Origin of the sequence: Photobacterium kagoshimensis (assembly GCF_050337045.1) — a bacterium.
GTDB lineage: Bacteria > Pseudomonadota > Gammaproteobacteria > Enterobacterales > Vibrionaceae > Photobacterium > Photobacterium kagoshimensis.
The window spans coordinates 401161-418271 of sequence record NZ_JAKJSO010000009.1 but is presented as its reverse complement, the minus strand read 5'-3'; the positions used below and the strand labels follow the sequence as shown (position 1 = coordinate 418271).

General features: G+C 43.4%; 14 protein-coding genes. 9 read left to right on the top strand and 5 right to left on the bottom strand.

The window, feature by feature from the left end; genetic code table 11:
- Positions 1 to 3 precede the first annotated feature (3 nt).
- The 3 genes from plsX to yceD are packed head-to-tail and all read right to left on the bottom strand — an operon-like array spanning position 4 to position 1744.
- On the bottom strand, positions 4 to 1029 hold the full coding sequence (gene plsX, locus L4C35_RS05255) for a phosphate acyltransferase PlsX (protein ID WP_428461876.1): 1026 nt from the start codon (positions 1027 to 1029) through the stop codon (positions 4 to 6).
- A 9-nt stretch (positions 1030 to 1038) separates the two neighbouring features.
- Positions 1039 to 1209: a 50S ribosomal protein L32 gene (gene rpmF / locus L4C35_RS05250; RefSeq protein ID WP_048897003.1), complete on the bottom strand. Its 171-nt coding sequence runs from the start codon at positions 1207 to 1209 to the stop codon at positions 1039 to 1041.
- 19 nt (positions 1210 to 1228) lie between these two features.
- Positions 1229 to 1744, bottom strand: coding sequence for a 23S rRNA accumulation protein YceD (gene yceD, locus L4C35_RS05245; protein ID WP_428461875.1), 516 nt, complete (start codon positions 1742 to 1744; stop codon positions 1229 to 1231).
- 277 nt (positions 1745 to 2021) lie between these two features.
- Here yceD and L4C35_RS05240 point away from each other — a divergent pair, with 277 nt between their 5' ends.
- Complete coding sequence (locus L4C35_RS05240; protein ID WP_428461874.1) at positions 2022 to 2603, top strand: Maf family protein; 582 nt, start codon at positions 2022 to 2024, stop codon at positions 2601 to 2603.
- A gap of 134 nt (positions 2604 to 2737) precedes the next feature.
- On the opposite strand, the gene rluC is transcribed toward L4C35_RS05240, so the two are convergent.
- The gene (gene rluC / locus L4C35_RS05235) at positions 2738 to 3685 is read right to left on the bottom strand and encodes a 23S rRNA pseudouridine(955/2504/2580) synthase RluC (RefSeq protein WP_428461873.1); all 948 of its coding nucleotides are present in this window, start codon (positions 3683 to 3685) and stop codon (positions 2738 to 2740) included.
- A gap of 647 nt (positions 3686 to 4332) precedes the next feature.
- Here rluC and rne point away from each other — a divergent pair.
- On the top strand, positions 4333 to 7572 hold the full coding sequence (gene rne, locus L4C35_RS05230; RefSeq protein WP_428461872.1) for a ribonuclease E: 3240 nt from the start codon (positions 4333 to 4335) through the stop codon (positions 7570 to 7572).
- 288 nt (positions 7573 to 7860) lie between these two features.
- Positions 7861 to 9420: a SulP family inorganic anion transporter gene (locus L4C35_RS05225; RefSeq protein WP_428461871.1), complete on the top strand. Its 1560-nt coding sequence runs from the start codon at positions 7861 to 7863 to the stop codon at positions 9418 to 9420.
- A 133-nt stretch (positions 9421 to 9553) separates the two neighbouring features.
- Here L4C35_RS05225 and L4C35_RS05220 read toward each other — a convergent pair whose 3' ends face one another.
- Positions 9554 to 10051 (bottom strand): low molecular weight protein-tyrosine-phosphatase, encoded by a 498-nt coding sequence (locus tag L4C35_RS05220; RefSeq protein WP_428461870.1) that lies wholly within the window; start codon positions 10049 to 10051, stop codon positions 9554 to 9556.
- 92 nt (positions 10052 to 10143) lie between these two features.
- Between L4C35_RS05220 and L4C35_RS05215 the strand changes: the two genes are divergently transcribed.
- From L4C35_RS05215 to L4C35_RS05190, 6 genes are all read left to right on the top strand, one after another.
- Positions 10144 to 11055: a D-alanine--D-alanine ligase gene (locus L4C35_RS05215; protein ID WP_428461869.1), complete on the top strand. Its 912-nt coding sequence runs from the start codon at positions 10144 to 10146 to the stop codon at positions 11053 to 11055.
- Positions 11056 to 11237: 182 nt separating this feature from the next.
- Entirely contained in the window at positions 11238 to 12266 is a 1029-nt protein-coding gene (gene cobT / locus L4C35_RS05210) for a nicotinate-nucleotide--dimethylbenzimidazole phosphoribosyltransferase (RefSeq protein ID WP_428461868.1), read from the top strand.
- A complete protein-coding gene (locus L4C35_RS05205; RefSeq protein ID WP_428461867.1) occupies positions 12263 to 13078 on the top strand; it encodes an adenosylcobinamide-GDP ribazoletransferase in 816 nt (271 codons plus the stop codon). The genes cobT and L4C35_RS05205 overlap by 4 nt, the downstream gene beginning before the upstream one ends.
- Positions 13079 to 13103: 25 nt before the next feature.
- Positions 13104 to 13709 (top strand): cob(I)yrinic acid a,c-diamide adenosyltransferase, encoded by a 606-nt coding sequence (gene cobO / locus L4C35_RS05200; protein WP_428461866.1) that lies wholly within the window; start codon positions 13104 to 13106, stop codon positions 13707 to 13709.
- Positions 13710 to 13986: 277 nt separating this feature from the next.
- Complete coding sequence (locus L4C35_RS05195; RefSeq protein ID WP_428461865.1) at positions 13987 to 15519, top strand: EAL domain-containing protein; 1533 nt, start codon at positions 13987 to 13989, stop codon at positions 15517 to 15519.
- A gap of 223 nt (positions 15520 to 15742) precedes the next feature.
- Positions 15743 to 17104, top strand: coding sequence for an endonuclease/exonuclease/phosphatase family protein (locus tag L4C35_RS05190; RefSeq protein WP_428461864.1), 1362 nt, complete (start codon positions 15743 to 15745; stop codon positions 17102 to 17104).
- Positions 17105 to 17111: the final 7 nt, after the last annotated feature.

Below are 17111 nucleotides of genomic sequence, written 5' to 3'. Positions count from 1 at the left end.
AAATCAATAAGGCCTCTCGAGTAAGACTTCTTCCAAACGACGACTAATTTTTTTCGGTATTTGTCGTTTGACCTCGTGTACAGCTTCACCAATGGCATATGTAAAAGCTGCAATATCGGCACTTCCGTGGCTTTTCACCACAATACCGCGCAATCCTAGCAGACTTGCACCATTATACTGGTCGGGGTTCAACTGTTTAAGGTTTTGGAATAGGTCACTAAACAACCATTTGGCCAATAAACCTTTTATTGGATTACTGCTCACCGCTTTTTTGAAGCTAGAAATAAATAAATCAGCAACACCTTCGCTTGTTTTCAAGCAAACATTGCCGACAAATCCATCACAAACCACAACATCAGCTTTATCTGAGTAAAGCTGATCACCTTCCAAGTAGCCAATAAAATGAATATCTGGTGACTGATGTAACATCTCTGCACAACGCTTCACTAAATCGTTGCCTTTGATTTCTTCCTCTCCAATATTAAGAAGCGCAACCCGTGGCTTTTCAATATCGCACTGTTCTGCCATCACAGAACCCATCACAGCAAACTGAAACAGTGTATCGGCGTCACACGATACATTCGCGCCCAAATCAAGCAACCATGTTTTATTATGATTCTTTGTAGGAATGGCTGAGACCAACGCTGGGCGTTCAACACCTGGTAGTTGCTTTAATATATAGCGTGACAGCGCCATTAATGCCCCAGTATTCCCTGCACTTACACAGGCATCGGCTTGCTTTTCAGCAACGGCATCAATAGCCATACGCATCGAAGTACCTTTGCTATGGCGCAAAGCTTGAGACGGACGAGTGTTGTTTTCTATGATGTGTTCGCAATGAACAATACTGATTCGAGGGTGTGAAGCGTGATTATGGAGAGATAGTTGAGATGTGATCGCACTTTGATCACCATAGAATATAATTTTTAGCTCTGGGTATTGTAATAATGCCTGCACAGCGGCAGGCACTATTACTTGAGGACCGAAATCCCCACCCATTGCATCAAGTGCAACGGTTAGACCACTCAAGGTTCAACCTTATTTGTTGATAACCTTGCGGCCACGGTAGAAACCGTCAGCTGTCACGTTGTGACGTAGGTGAGTTTCACCACTTGCAGCATCTACAGATACAGCTGAAGTTGTTAGTGCATCGTGTGAACGACGCATACCACGTGCTGCACGTGATTTTTTGCTCTTTTGTACGGCCATTAACCCTACTCCTGTTAAATTACTTACTTAGATTTTTCAATACTGCAAACGGATTCGGACGCTCATCAGCAACGGGGATCTCACCAAAAGTCATGTTTCCGCTAGCTTTACAGTCAGCTTCATCATGCATTGCGACTTGTGGTAATTCTAACATCAGCTCATCTTCGATGATTTCAATTAGATTGATCTCGCCATTTTCGTCGACTTCCGCCGGCTCATAGGCTTCCGGGAACTCATCAACTGCCTCTGGTTTGAGGAGCGGACTAAAACAGAACTCAACACCGTATTTGTGTTGGAACTCTTCCTGGCATCGCTGACAGGTCAACGTCACTTCAACATCTGCACTTCCGCGCATGAAAGCAAGGTGACGTTGGTCAAAGTCAAATGATAAGGTGACGTTTGCATCACTTGTTACGCTCTGGACAGATTTCGACAAACGCTCTAAAAGCTCAGCTTTGATGATGCCATCATAGTCGAGTCTTTTTTGGGCACTTCGAACGATATCTATCGTTAACGGTAATTTTACCTTTTGCATAGGGCGCGAATATTAGCCTTCTAATTTGTTTGAGTCAAAGGAAATGTGTGTGAATTACCAGCTTTTAACCAATTCACTCAGTGTTACCGAGTGAACCGTTATAAAACATGTCTATTTCCTGTTTATATCTTACTTTCAGCAGCACAATGAGTCACTTGTGAGCAAACCTCAACACGGTGAAATAACCATCACTTCGTGCTGTTTTATTCATCAACTGCTGCGGATGCAGGGCAATAATATTAGAATACAGGCCATAAGCCTATAACGAGATTTCCCCATGTCACAGCCATTGCTTTTAGCGTCAACCTCACCGTTTCGTAAAACCTTGCTCGAAAAGTTTGGTTACCCTTTCGAGACAGCAAGTCCAAACATCGATGAACAAGCACTCAGCAACGAATCCGCAGAACAACTCGTTATGCGACTTGCAGAGCAAAAGGCTCAAGCTTGTGCCGCTACCCATCCCGAGCACCTTATTATAGGCTCAGATCAGGTCTGTGTAATCAATGATGAAATTATAGGTAAACCTCATACGATTGAAAATGCATGTCGCCAATTAGCAAATGCAAGCGGTCAAGTTGTCACCTTCTATACCGGGCTTTGCCTTTACAATGCCAAGACAGGTGTATCTGACGTTACATGCGAACCCTTCCATGTTCATTTCCGTGAGTTAACAACTCAAGAAATACAAAGTTATGTTGAACGTGAGCAACCTTTGTACTGTGCCGGAAGTTTTATGTGCGAAGGCTTAGGCATAGTGCTATTTGATCGCCTAGAAGGACGAGACCCTAACACACTTGTGGGATTACCCCTTATTGCTTTGCGCGAAATGCTTGAAAAGCAAGGTATACAGATCCTGTAACAGAGTACATCCAATAAATCTCAACTAAGCAAATCAACAAAATGAAAGAGAGGTGACCTAAGTCACCTCTCTTTGTCCAGCCTGAACATGATTATCGCCGCCTAAATATTAACGCTGACGATAATGCGCTAGCTTTAACCTTTCACACGCAGTTTCTCAACGGCACGCTGTAATTTAGCTTCCATTGGCGCGCTAATATCCATCGCCTCATCCGTTCCTGGGTGGGTAAATTTGATATTGGCAGCATGCAAGAACAAACGGTCTAGGCCTGCTTTTTTAGTAAATGCATCAAATCGCGGGTCACCATAGCGATCATCCCATGCGATAGGATGACCAGCATACTGACAGTGAACACGGATCTGATGCGTTCGACCAGTAACGGGGCTAGCTTGAATAAGCGTCGACTTATCTAAGCGTTCAAGTACCTTAAAACGGGTATCTGATGCTTTCCCGTTAGGGTTCACACGTACAATACTGTTCACTTCGTTTTTAAGCAGTGGTGCTGTGACTTTTTTACAGCTAGCTTTCCACTCCCCCATGACTAAAGCAAAGTAATACTTCTGCACCGTTTTCTCTCGGAACTGCTCTTGTAGGCGACGTAGCGCAGAACGCTTTTTCGCCACCAACAAAATACCCGAGGTATCACGGTCGATACGGTGTACTAGCTCAAGAAAACGCGCATCAGGACGTAACGCACGTAACGCTTCAATCGCACCAAACTTCAGGCCACTACCACCGTGGACAGCCGTTCCTGATGGCTTATTCAGAATCAGCATGTGATCATCTTCATAGATAATGCACGATTCTAATTCAGCCACTTTGTCGAGCTTAGTACTTAACGGCGCTTGTGCTTCTTTTTCCGGCACCTTAACTGGCGGAACACGTACAAGATCGCCATCTTGCAATTTATATTCAGGTTTTATACGTTTTTTGTTTACTCGCACCTCACCTTTGCGCAAAATGCGGTAAATCATGCTTTTTGGAACGTTTTTAAGCCGAGCACGGAGAAAGTTATCGATCCGTTGGCCTGCAAAATCATCAGAAATCTCGATGAAATGCACTTTTGGTTTATCTTCATTCATGGGGCATGATTGTATACCCAAATGACTATTTGATGCTATGTTCATGAGTACTTTGGGTACAACTCGCATGTAATACCAATACCATTAATTAACTAAACAGAATATTGCGCAGGAAAAAACACTTAAAACTAGGCATAGATTACAGTTAGCTAGTTGTTCTAACAGCAAAATCTATAGCGCTGTTATTAGTGATTTTAACCAGCAAGAATGCTTTGATAATTGATGAGATGGTATAAAGCTGATTGCCGCAAAAAATGCTGCCTGCTATCATTGCGTACTAAGTAGGATAATATGCCTACTTTTTTGACAAGGTGATGATTACCTCACCTAAACGACTAATATTTATGCAGCTTTAATAACGTACGCAGCAGATGGCGTAAGACGTTAAGCGTTTTTAGAGCATTATTAGCGTGTTTGATTAAAGAATTTTTATCGATGCGTAGATACAACCGCGTCGATGTGGTGATGCCGGCTGTTTATTTTCTGATTTAACCATCTGAAACAGCTGGCTAATAAGTGTTGCCGAAAAGCACTCCTGAAATCCCAGCCGTGAGGCTGCACTCATATACAGTCTTGGAGTCTGGCACCGTCGATAAAGAATCTCTGATCTACTCGCTATAACAACGACAATAAACGAGTACATTAAAATGAAAAGAATGTTGATTAACGCAACTCAGAAGGAAGAGTTGCGCGTCGCATTAGTTGATGGGCAGAAGCTGTTCGATCTTGATATCGAAAGCCCTGGCCACGAATCTAAAAAAGCAAATATCTACAAAGGTCGCATCACGCGCATCGAACCAAGCCTGGAAGCAGCGTTCGTTGATTATGGTGCTGAGCGTCATGGTTTCCTCCCTCTTAAAGAAATCGCGCGCGATTACTTCCCAGCTAATTACACTTACCAAGGTCGTCCTAACATCAAGGAAGTGTTGAATGAAGGCCAAGAAGTTATCGTTCAAGTCGACAAAGAAGAGCGAGGCAACAAAGGCGCAGCGCTGACTACTTTCATCTCTCTAGCAGGTAGCTACCTTGTACTGATGCCTAATAACCCTCGTGCTGGCGGTATTTCTCGTCGTATCGAAGGTGAAGAGCGCACCCAACTTAAAGCTGCATTGAGCACATTAGAACTACCGCAAGGTATGGGCCTAATTGTTCGTACAGCGGGTGTAGGCAAATCAGCCGAAGAGCTTGAGTGGGATTTAAACGTTCTACTTAACCACTGGAGCGCAGTAAAAGAAGCCGCAGATGCAGCAGAAGCCCCTTTCCTGATTCACCAAGAAAGTAACGTTATTGCTCGTGCAATTCGTGATTACCTTCGTCGTGACATCGGTGAAATCCTGATCGATAGCCCTAAAATCTTCGACCGCGCACGTGATCACATTAAACTGGTTCGCCCAGATTTCTTGTCTCGTGTTAAACGCTACGAAGGTGAAGTGCCGCTATTTAGCCACTACCAAATTGAAAGCCAAATCGAATCTGCGTTCCAGCGTGAAGTTCGTTTGCCTTCTGGTGGCTCTATCGTTATCGACCCAACTGAAGCGTTAACCTCTATCGATATCAACTCTGCTCGCGCAACAAAGGGCGGCGATATTGAAGAAACAGCACTACAAACCAACCTTGAAGCAGCAGATGAAATTGCTCGTCAACTTCGTCTACGTGACCTTGGCGGTCTAGTTGTTATCGACTTTATCGATATGACGCCTGTTCGTCACCAACGTGAAGTTGAAAACCGTCTACGCGAAGCCGTTCGTATCGACCGTGCTCGTGTACAGATTGGTCGTATTTCTCGTTTCGGTCTGTTAGAGATGTCACGCCAGCGTCTAAGCCCTTCTTTGGCTGAAGCGAGCCACCATGTATGTCCGCGTTGTACGGGTACGGGTGTTGTTCGTGATAACGAATCACTGGCTCTGTCTATTCTTCGTTTAATCGAAGAAGAAGCATTGAAAGATAACAGTGCACAAGTATTAGCGATTGTACCTGTAGCTGTTGCTTCATACTTATTGAATGAGAAGCGTCGCTCGGTTCAGCACATTGAGAAATTCCACAATGTTCGCGTCATTATCGTACCGAATGCTGATATGGAAACACCGCACTTTGAAGTACTACGTGTGCGTGGCGGTGAAGAAAATGATGCACTTTCTTACCTGATTCCAAAGAACTTGGAAGCACTAAAAGAAGCAGAAGCGGCTGAGCTACAACAGCCTGAGCGTGTTGTTAAAAAACGTGAAGAGCCTGTACTGCAAGGTTTTGCTGCGCCAAAACAACCTGCACCTACTGCAAAACCCGTTGCTGCTAAGCCTGCAGCTGCACCAAAAGCGGTAGAAGAAAAGCCTGGTTTGTTTAGCCGTTTATTCTCTGCGATTGCTAACTTCTTCTCTGGTTCTGCGGAACAAGAGACTGAAAAGAAAGAGCAAGAACAAAAAGATAACCGTCAGCGTCGTGACAACCGCAATAACCGTAACAACCGCAATAACCGTCGCGATAAAGACAATCGTCGCCGCAATAATCGTCAACAAGACGGTGAACGTAACGACAACGAAAACCGTGAAAATCGTGAAAACCGCAATCCGCGCAATAACCGTGGTGACAAAAACCAAGGTGAACAGCGCCAGCGCCGTAACGATAAAAACAAACCAGAACGCCAAGATCGTAATGCTCAAGGTGATAAACCTAATAAGCAACGTTCTCCGCGTAACGAAGAAGTTAAAGATCAGAAGCGTCAACCTCGTCGAGATGATGCGCAAGCACCAAAACGTCAAAAGCAAGAACAACCTGTTGCTGAAAACGTACAAGTGGAAGATCAACAACGCGAACAAGCAAAAGCTGCGAAAGTAAAACAACGCCGCCAACGCCGTCAACTTCGTAAGAAAATCCGTGTTACGGACGAAGCTGAAAATGCAGCAGTTCAAAATACAGCACCTGTTGAAGCGCCAGTATCTGACGTTGTAGAAAAGCCAGTAACCTCTCCTCTACAAGAGATGGGTACATCAATGGCTAAAGAAGCACAATCAGAAGCGGCACCTCAAAACGTAGCTGAACAACACGTTCAAGATGTTGAGCAAGACCAAGATGCAGAGCAAAACGAACGTGAAGGGGGTCAACGCCGTAACCGTCGTTCTCCTCGTCACCTACGTGCAAGTGGTCAACGTCGTCGCCGTCTTCGTGACACACGTGTTGAAAAACCATCTGACGAAGATGCTGTTTCAGATGCAATCGGCCACGCTGTTGCTGAAGCTTCAGATACACTAAACGACATCGAAAACGTTGTTTCAGTTGTAGAGAAACCTCAAGCAGTTCGCCCTCGTACTGGTGTTGCATCACCTGAAATGGCGATGGGCAAAGTATGGGCTCGTGCACCTAAACCGGCAGTTACCGCAATTGAAGCTACACCTGTAGCAACTGACGTTGTTGAAGCGCCCGTTGAAACAGAAGAAGTTACAACGCTGTCAGGTGTTGCTATGCCTGAATTAGCAATGGGTAAAGCTTTCCCTCTTCGTGAAGATACCGCGGTATCAGAAGAGCAAGTTGCTATCGCTGAAGATACGGTTGCTACTGCAGAGCTTGCTGAAGAAACAGTTGTTACTCAAGAAGCGCCTGTTGTTGAAACCATCGCACAACCTGCGGTTGAAGTTGTTGCTGAACCAACGGTAGAAGCACAACCAGCAGCAGTAGCTGAAGCGACTGAAAAAGTGCTAGTGACCGCAACGTCTCCTCGTGGTAAACACGCGGTTGCGATGATGGCAAAAGCACCAGCACCGATTGAAACAGTAGAAGCTGTTATTGTAGAAAGTGCACCACTACGTACGGAACGCCTACAAGCGCGCCAAGCGGGTAGCCAAACTGCAACTAGCAAAGCAACTGCGCCAATGGCAAGCACTATGCTTAGCTAAGGTGTTCAGTGAGTAATAAAAAGGCCATGCTCTGCATGGCCTTTTTGTTGGGAAAAATTCAGTAAATTGGTAAGTGCCTATACTTGGTGTTTTGATGAATTGTCGTGACACAACGAACAAGTAAGCAAACTAATATAAACGTGATTTATCACTACACATTACTCATATTCATACGAATTGTATTAAAAGCAGGAATAAGTCAGCATATAAGTTGAACTGAATTTGGCTTTTCTGTAGGATTCGCGACTTTATATCCTCTTCTATACGACAAAGCAGCCCTTATTAAACATGTTTGAATTCCCTCAATTTTCACGTCAGTCTGTAAAGAATGACGTTCTATCTGGTCTAACAGTAGCACTGGCTCTAGTGCCTGAAGCTGTTGCTTTCGCCTTTGTTGCCGATGTTGACCCTATGGTGGGTCTATACGCAGCCTTCATCGTTGGTTTAGTTACGGCGGTATTTGGTGGTCGTCCAGGTATGATTTCTGGTGCAACAGGTGCAATGGCTGTTGTCATGGTTAGCCTTGTTGCCGAGCACGGTGTTGAGTACCTATTTGCCGCAGTCATGCTCGCGGGCCTATTCCAAATTCTCGCGGGTGTATTTAAGCTCGGGAAATTTATCCGCATGGTGCCGCACCCTGTAATGATCGGCTTTGTAAATGGCTTGGCGATCGTAATCTTCCTAGCACAGCTTGGCCAATTTAAAGTGCCAGATGCGGCGGGGACACTACAGTGGATGCAAGGCACAGATCTTTACATCATGCTAGGTTTGGTTGGGTTAACGATGTTCATCATCCATTTCCTGCCGAAAATCACTAAAGCAGTACCGTCTTCGCTTGTTGCGATCATTACAGTGACAGCATTGGTTCACGGTCTTGGCTTAGACTCTCGTACTGTGATTGATTTTGTCCGCTCTATGAGTGGCAATGCTGATGCTACACTTGCTGGTAACTTACCAACATTTGCCCTTCCACAAGTTGGCTTCAACTTAGAAACACTGCAAATCATCTTACCTTACTCCTTGGTACTTGCTGCGGTTGGCCTGATCGAATCACTACTGACGCTAACCGTTATTGATGAAATGACAGGTACCCGTGGCCAAAGTAACCGCGAATGTGTGAGTCAAGGTATGGCTAACGTCACCTGTTCAGTATTTGGTGCTATGGGTGGTTGTGCCATGATTGGTCAGTCAATGATCAACATTAACTCTGGTGGTCGTGGTCGTCTATCTGGCATCACTGGTGCTGTTGGCCTATTACTCTTCATTCTATTTGGTTCTGCATTAATCGAAATGATTCCACTGGCTGCACTTGTTGGTGTGATGTTCATGGTGGTGATCGGTACATTTGAATGGGCGAGTCTTAAAATGCTGCGCAAAGTACCGAAACATGACTTCTTTGCAATCATTCTAGTAACTTGCGTTACCGTTGCTGCAGACCTTGCGCTAGCTGTTATCGTTGGTGTTATCTACTCTGCACTTGTCTTTGCGTGGGAACATGCCAAACACATTTACGCATCAACACACACAGATGAAAATGGTTCTAAAATTTACGAGGTCAATGGTCCATTATTCTTTGGTTCAGCCTCTCACTTCCTTGAGTTGTTTGATGCAAAAAATGACCCTAAAGATGTGATCATCGACTTTGCTAAATCACGCGTATCGGATCACTCAGCAATCGAAGCGATTGATACTATTGCAGAGCGTTATGCTCGCCAAGGTAAAACACTTCATATTCGTCACCTGAGCCAAGAATGTCGCTCACTGCTGAAAAAAGCAGGCAACTTAGTCGAAGTGAACTTAATGGAAGATCCAACATACAAAGTAGCAACAGATACCCTTGGTGGTTAATCTGGCTGAATAAAGTAGGTCTCTCACCTATTCTCGGCTCTGCTACACGACGTGTTGCAAAGTAAGCTGCAAAAACGCCCGCAATTGCGGGCGTTTTTATACCTCTAAATCTGATGCGTGAGAATGTCTCTACTCAATACAAAGAGTGCGGAGCTAGGCAGAACAGAGCGCTATATTGAATTAAGAAACGATCTGCCGCACCTTCAACTAAATCTAAAACATGCTCAAAACCACGAGCTCCCCCATAATATGGGTCTGGAATTTCATCACTCTCCCCGTCACCATAACGCATAAAAAGCTCAACCTTATAATGAAAATGGGGGGGACAAATTGACAGTACATCTTCTAGGTTATTGTTATCAGCAACCAATAACTTATCAAAAACCTCAAAGTCTGTCGCTTGAATGGAGCGAGCGGTGATCTCTGAAAAATCGTATCCTCTTGCCTCTCCCGCAGCAATCGAACGCGGATCTGGGCGGCTACCAGCGTGATAACTAATGGTCCCTGCTGAGTCGACAAATACATTTAAATTGCGTTCTCGCACTTTCTTCTTTAATACGGCTTCAGCCGTTGGGGAGCGACAAATATTCCCCATGCAAATCACCAAAACCTTGTACGAATTATTAGACATACCACACTCCAATGTTAATATTGCCTCCCAATATGTGCATACAGTTTTGCTGTAACTACACACTTATATCACTATATAACGAGAAATCTGACGTGTTAAAAAAAATTGCAGTACTTTACGGTGGCAGCTCTAGTGAACGTGCGGTCTCATTAATGTCTGGTGAAGCCGTATCCGCAGCACTACAACGTAAAGGTTATGATGTAGTTCCCGTTGATATCGATGAAAACTTCGACTTAACCAGTCTAAAAAGTCACAATGTTGACAAAGCCTTTCTTGCCCTACATGGCGGTATTGGAGAAGACGGTACCTTACAAGCAGCACTAAAGATGTTGAATATTCCTTATACGGGAAGCCATCACCGTGCATCCGCAATTGGGATTGATAAAGGGTTAACCAAAAAAGTCTGGCAAGCAGCAGGGATCCCTACCCCTCAATTTATCGAACTACAAAAAGCTTATTACCAAGAATCATTTCTGGAGGAGCGAGCAGACAGCTTTACCTTCCCAGTTGTTGTTAAACCCGTCACTCAAGGCTGTAGCATTGGGATCAACCAAGCGAATGATCTTGATGAACTGAAGTTCTTCGTCGACGAAGCTTTCAAATATGAAGATACAGTAATTATTGAAGATTATGTTCATGGCCGTGAATTTACCGTTAGTTTACTTAACGGTGTTGCACTGCCTGCGGTCGAGATTAGCCACTCTCACTCTTTCTTTGATCATGCTGCTAAATTCAGTGCCGCTGACACAAAATACCACTGTCCTGCCAATTTAACAGACGAGCAAGAACAAGCTATTCGCTCACTGGCGTCTCGTGCTTTTGAAGCCGTGGGAGCAACAGGATGGGGGCGTGTAGACATCATGGCGGATCCTGCTGGTTTCTTCTACGCTATTGAAGTCAATACAATCCCAGGCATGACCCAACGCAGCGTGTTCCCACTTGCAAGTCAACAAGTCGGACTTAACTATGATGATACTGTCGACGCCATCTTAAATAGTCACTAATCTCATATAAATCATCGATAGCACATTGGGAACGGTGTAAGACCATCACCCTTCCCAATGTATTGATATGCCACCAGCACCTATTCTTGATCGCAGATAAAAAATACCGATTTTACATTGCCTTAAAGCTATGACTGCCGCAAACTCCTTCCTTAGGTGCGTTTAATAAGGAGTTAGCCAGCATGTTTACCATCACTTCACCCTCCCCTGAACATCACGATGCTATCCAGCAAAGGATTGATACAAAAACTAAGCCGCTTGGATCGCTAGGGCAACTTGAAGATATAGCAAAACAAATTGCGCTAATCCAACAAACAGACACACTTTCGATTAAGCAACCTTATATGTTGGTTTTTGCCGCTGATCACGGTATTGCAACCCACGGCATTAGCATCGCACCACAAGCTGTGACTCAACAAATGGTCGCAAACTTTCTTCATGGCGGTGCCGCTATTAACTGTTTTTGTCGTAGTAACGACATGGCGATGATGGTGATCGATGCGGGAATATTAGTCGAACCTGACGACCACCCTATGCTCCTAAAGCAACGTATTGCCGCAGGTACGCTCGACTTTAGCCAACAAACGGCCATGAGCCGCGAGCAAGCGATAACAGCGATTGAGTACGGTGCCAGTGCAGTAGAAACTGTATATCAACAAGGGACCAATTTAGTTGCCTTTGGTGAAATGGGGATCGGTAATACCAGCAGTGCAACCGCGATTATGGCAAGTATTTTAAGCCTACCAATTGACGAATGTATTGGTCGAGGAACCGGTATTGATGATCAGCAACTATCACTCAAAGAGCACCTTATTAATGAAGGATTAAATCGCCATCAAGCAGCAATGACCGATCCTATCGCTATATTAAGTACTGTTGGTGGCTTTGAAATAGCCCAGATTATCGGTGGCATGTTAAAAGCAGCTGAAAACAAAATGATTGTGTTAGTCGATGGCTTTATTGCCACCGCAGCAGCGATGTTAGCCGTTGAAATGTTCCCTGAAGCTAAAGCCTATTTCATCTTTTGCCATTGCTCACAAGAAGCAGGACACCAACGTATGCTAAATCACCTCGAAGCTTCACCGCTATTAAGCCTTGGCCTACGTTTAGGTGAAGGGACTGGCGCCGCATTGTCATTGCCGCTTATTCGTTCTGCCTGTGCTTTTTACAATGATATGGCAAGCTTTGAACAAGCAGGAGTAACAGTGTGAGTTCACCAACTGAAGCTTCCCCACATACAATAAAAGCGCACATTAAACAGCAGTGGGAAATCTTCTTGGTTGCGTTAGCCTTTTTTACTCGCATTCCAGTACCCAAAGACACACCTTACTCCAGCGAACGTCTCAATAAAGCCAACCGCTATTTTGGTTTAGTTGGCTGTATTATCGGCTTAATCAGCGCCTTAGTGTATTTGTTAGCTATCCAGATCTTTCCAGCTAACATGGCGGTTGGGTTCGCGATGGTGGTTAGTTTACTCATCACAGGCGCCTTCCATGAAGATGGCCTTGCTGATGTCTTCGATGGCTTTGGGGGTGGTTGGACCGTCGAACAAAAGCTCGACATTATGAAGGACTCACGCTTGGGTACCTATGGTGCAGCCGCACTGATTATGATGCTCGTCTTTAAGTGGCTCACGCTCAGTGAACTTGCTGACCTTGATGCTATCTATCCAGCTATCGCACTTTTTGCACTCCATGGGCTAAGCCGCATAGGTGCTGCCAGTTTGATCTTTTCATACCCGTATGTAAGAGCCGACCAAAACAGCAAAGTTAAACCACTGGCCAACCAGCAAAGCCCTTATGATCTGTGGGTTTTAATCTTTACTGGTTGCTTTATATTACTGTTATTCCCACTTAGCCTTGCCATCACGCTCTTTGTTGTTCTGGCCCTAACCCGCTATGTTTGCGGCATTTGGTTTAAGCAACAGCTTGGCGGGTACACAGGCGACTGTTTAGGGGCAACGCAGCAATTAAGTGAACTCGCGGGCTATCTCGCGTTATTAGCGTTCTTCACTACATACTAAATAGCGACAACGAAAAGGAAGTAACATGGCCGATCAAAATCAAAAAGATGAACGCTACAAAGCGCGACAGCAAAAAGTCAAAGAAAGTGTTGATGCCAAGGTGAATGCCGCTCAAATAGAAAAAGGGTTATTCCTCATCATTACTGGTAACGGTAAAGGCAAATCGACATCAGGGTTTGGTACTGTTGCACGCGCTGTTGGCCACGGTTTACGTTGCGGTGTTGGTCAATTTATTAAAGGCACATGGGATTGTGGTGAGCGTAATCTGCTCGAACAACATGATGTCACCTTTGCTGTTATGGCGACTGGTTTTACGTGGGAAACCCAAAATAAAGAAGCTGATAAACAGGCAGCGCAGACAACATGGGCTGAATGTAAAAAGATGCTAGCAGATGAAAGCTACGATCTGGTCTTGCTTGATGAAATAACTTATATGGTTAATTATGGCTACATCGAGTTAGAGGATGTTCTTACCGCTATTTCACAACGCCCAGCGAACCAGTCTGTGATTATTACAGGCCGAGCTGCACATCGCGATTTAATTGAGGTCGCTGATACTGTATCTGAAGTACGTAGCGTTAAGCACGCATTTGAAAGTGGCATTAAAGCTCGCAAAGGGGTTGATTGGTAGCTCGCCATATAGAAATTATTAATATTGACTGACAATATAGCCGCTTGAACATTTATATATAGTTCTCGAATTAATGAGGACTATATATAATCAAACCTTACGTATTACATTTAGAAACAAGCATACAAGCAATAATTATTTAAGCTATATATTCATAGCCTTATTGAATATATACTATTACTGATTATTTACAATTGCCATATCCTTTTAATATGCACTTACAAGATTACATCTTATATGGTAGAGTCATCAGCATTGATTGCTGTGGCCTATTAAAATGAATTCAATAAAATCTATAACGATCTTCATATTTATTTTTCTTATTGGTTTGGTTATCTCTCATAATATCTATAACTCGTATTTCAATTCGACGATCGTTAAAGAATCCAGCAAATTAAATCAGTCAATCAATCTCATTTTCAATAAAATTGAGCATCAATCCCAACCACTGATTGATAGCATAAATGCATGTTCACCTGACATTCAATCAACAATGCTTAATTTAACCTATAAAGAAGCGCTTATCTCGGCCGTTTCATATATAAAAGATGGGGAAATCATTTGTAGTGATCGCGGTGATAACTGGGATAATGCTAACCTAAACCACCTCACCCCCTACTTTGAAAACACCAGCCAGCAATCTATTCTGTTTAGAGAGCAAAACCCACTTGTTAACAATGACACTATATTTTATGGTCGCCGTACCAATGAAGGCTGGGTTAACTTTATATTAGATGCTGATTACATTGAATTTTGGCTAATAAACCATTTACAGCCTGATATCTACCACACTCGAATTGAAAATAGTCATCAGCAGATCATTGCTGAATACCCTGAGAACAGCAGCCAATATAAACAACGTTATCAATATACAAGAAAATCGGACATCTACCCGATTAGCTTCCAGTTATCTTATACTGATGAAATTTGGAATAAATCCATCAATCAGTTTCTGCCATTTTCAGTCTTTATTAACTTTTTGATTAGTATGACTGCCTGCTTAGGTTACTATCGAATCAAAAAGTGGCGTGATTGTTTAGAAACAGATATAACTAGAGGTATTAAAAACAGTGAGTTTATAGGTTACTATCAACCTATCATAAATATGAATTCCAATGAGATCATAGGCGCTGAAATATTAATGCGCTGGCAGCATCCTAAAAATGGAATAATGTGTCCTAATTATTTTATCCCTCACGCTGAATCTTCAAGTCAAATAATAAAAATGACATTGCAGTTACTCAAGCAAGTAACTAGAGATATAGATAAAATACGTATACTTAAACCAAACTTCTATGTTTCGATGAATATAACATATTCAATGCTACTCGATGAGAGCTTTGTTCAAGGTGTCATAACAAGTGTGCACAATCATCCAGCTTTGCATGGGCACCTTGTTTTTGAATTAACTGAGCGCCAAGATTTCACAAAGTTAAACCGTGGTCGTCTCATTGAAAATATGGATTTATTACGCCGACATAGCATTAAGTGGGCACTCGATGATTTTGGCACTGGCTATGCGGGTCTGAATACATTGCAAGATCTCCACTTTGAAATTATCAAAATAGATAAAACCTTTGTCGCCTCTTCTATCACTGACTCCGTCACACAGTCCATTTTAAGTAAAATTGTTGAAATTGGCGCGGATCTAAACTGTGAGCTTGTTGCTGAAGGTGTGGAGAGCGAACGAGAGTTAACAAACCTGACCAAGTTTTCAATCCAGTCTGCGCAAGGTTACTACTTCGCCAAACCCATGCACTTCAAAGCATTCTATCCACAGCTAGCAACCGATAAGCCTTTTAGGTCATAAACAAGTCCATTTAGTTTGATTTCTCGTTATTTTTTCAAAAAGCAAACGCTTGCACGCTCAATTACCAATCAATTGATTAACTATAAGATTATCAATTAGATCGGATTTCAAGCACACACCAAACGACTAATTGATCTTGATCTCATTTTTCTGATTACCAACAGAAAGAAGTCGACTAATTCTATAGCCTGCATCACATCAAACCATAGATGTGAATACGATAATGTTTTTAAAAAGATCGCTTATTGCTGCTTCCATTACTCTTGCGGCACTGACTGGCTGTAATAGCAATGATACAGACCCTGAATACTCTGCCGCTCGCTTTGCAACATACAATTTATCTTTTGATCGAGCGACATATGAGATCCTAGCTGATGAAATGTCGATGACTCGCACAGAACAAAGCAACTTAATCAATATGTTCAAGCAGTCACCAGAGAAATTAACGGAAGATCAAAAAACGACAGCTAAACGTATTATCCAAATTCGCAACGTTGCCGAAACTATTCAACGTGTTCGTCCTAATGCTTTTGTATTGGCTGAGTTCAATAACGATGGCGAAGGTAAAGACATGACGGCAATCAATGGCTTTCATGACAATTACTTGGCCTACTCTCAAAACGAACAACGTCCAATCAGTTTTAAATTTAAAAAGAATGTCGCAACAAACACAGGTAAAGCTAGCGGGTTTGACTTAGACCGCGACGGCAAGAAAACTGACATTAATAATGATGCCTGGGGTTTTGGTGGCTACCACGGTCAGTATGCCTTCGCGATATTCTCGCAGTTTGAGATCGATGAAAAAAATGTGCGTACTTTCCAAAACTTCAAATGGAAAGATATGCCTGGTGAAAAAAACATCACCATTGTTGACTGTAAACTGAGTAAAACGGGTTGCCCTACCGGCATGAAAGAAGGTCAGGCTTGGTACACAGATGAAGCATGGCAACAAATGCCGTTATCATCAAAAAACCATGTTGATGTGCCTTTAGTTATTCCTACACCGACAGGAAATGAAGTCGTACACTTCTTAGTATCTCACCCTGCCCCACCGATTTTTAACAACGTTGCCAACCATAACTACAAGCATAATCGCGCTGAGTTAAAGTTCTGGAATGATTACATCAACAGTGAAACATACTTCTATGATGACAACGGCAATCGCGGTGGCCTAACTGCTGGCTCTAAGTTTGTAATTGCGGGTGACCTTAACGCAGACTTCCTACAAGGTGATGGCGATCGCCGAATGATTGCAGATCTACTGAAAAGCCACTATGTAAATACTGATGCAACAATTGGCTCCTACGCACCAAGCAGTAAAGGTGGCCCTGAGTGTTTTGATCTTGGTTACTGCAAAGCCGCTAACAGCGACACACCTTACCCTGAAGCGATTACCAGTGTATCTGGTCTACGTTTAGACTACGTCATACCATCTGCAAACCTTGCAGTTAATGATTCAGGCGTATTCTTCCCATCGAGCAATGAAGATGGTTATCACTTAGTTTTTGATAAAGAACTGGGTGCCAGTAAAGGCGTAACATCAGATCACCGTATGGTGTGGATGGACTTAGATCTAACGAAATAAGTCGCGG

What these genes read in the sequence shown, in the direction of transcription:
- rpmF (WP_048897003.1), bottom strand. Translation starts at nt 1,209, where the DNA reads ATGGCCGTACAAAAGAGCAAAAAATCACGTGCAGCACGTGGTATGCGT.
- yceD (WP_428461875.1), bottom strand. Translation starts at nt 1,744, where the DNA reads ATGCAAAAGGTAAAATTACCGTTAACGATAGATATCGTTCGAAGTGCC.
- L4C35_RS05240 (WP_428461874.1), top strand. Translation starts at nt 2,022, where the DNA reads ATGTCACAGCCATTGCTTTTAGCGTCAACCTCACCGTTTCGTAAAACC.
- rluC (WP_428461873.1), bottom strand. Translation starts at nt 3,685, where the DNA reads ATGAATGAAGATAAACCAAAAGTGCATTTCATCGAGATTTCTGATGAT.
- rne (WP_428461872.1), top strand. Translation starts at nt 4,333, where the DNA reads ATGAAAAGAATGTTGATTAACGCAACTCAGAAGGAAGAGTTGCGCGTC.
- L4C35_RS05225 (WP_428461871.1), top strand. Translation starts at nt 7,861, where the DNA reads ATGTTTGAATTCCCTCAATTTTCACGTCAGTCTGTAAAGAATGACGTT.
- L4C35_RS05220 (WP_428461870.1), bottom strand. Translation starts at nt 10,051, where the DNA reads ATGTCTAATAATTCGTACAAGGTTTTGGTGATTTGCATGGGGAATATT.
- cobT (WP_428461868.1), top strand. Translation starts at nt 11,238, where the DNA reads ATGTTTACCATCACTTCACCCTCCCCTGAACATCACGATGCTATCCAG.
- cobO (WP_428461866.1), top strand. Translation starts at nt 13,104, where the DNA reads ATGGCCGATCAAAATCAAAAAGATGAACGCTACAAAGCGCGACAGCAA.
- L4C35_RS05195 (WP_428461865.1), top strand. Translation starts at nt 13,987, where the DNA reads ATGAATTCAATAAAATCTATAACGATCTTCATATTTATTTTTCTTATT.
- L4C35_RS05190 (WP_428461864.1), top strand. Translation starts at nt 15,743, where the DNA reads ATGTTTTTAAAAAGATCGCTTATTGCTGCTTCCATTACTCTTGCGGCA.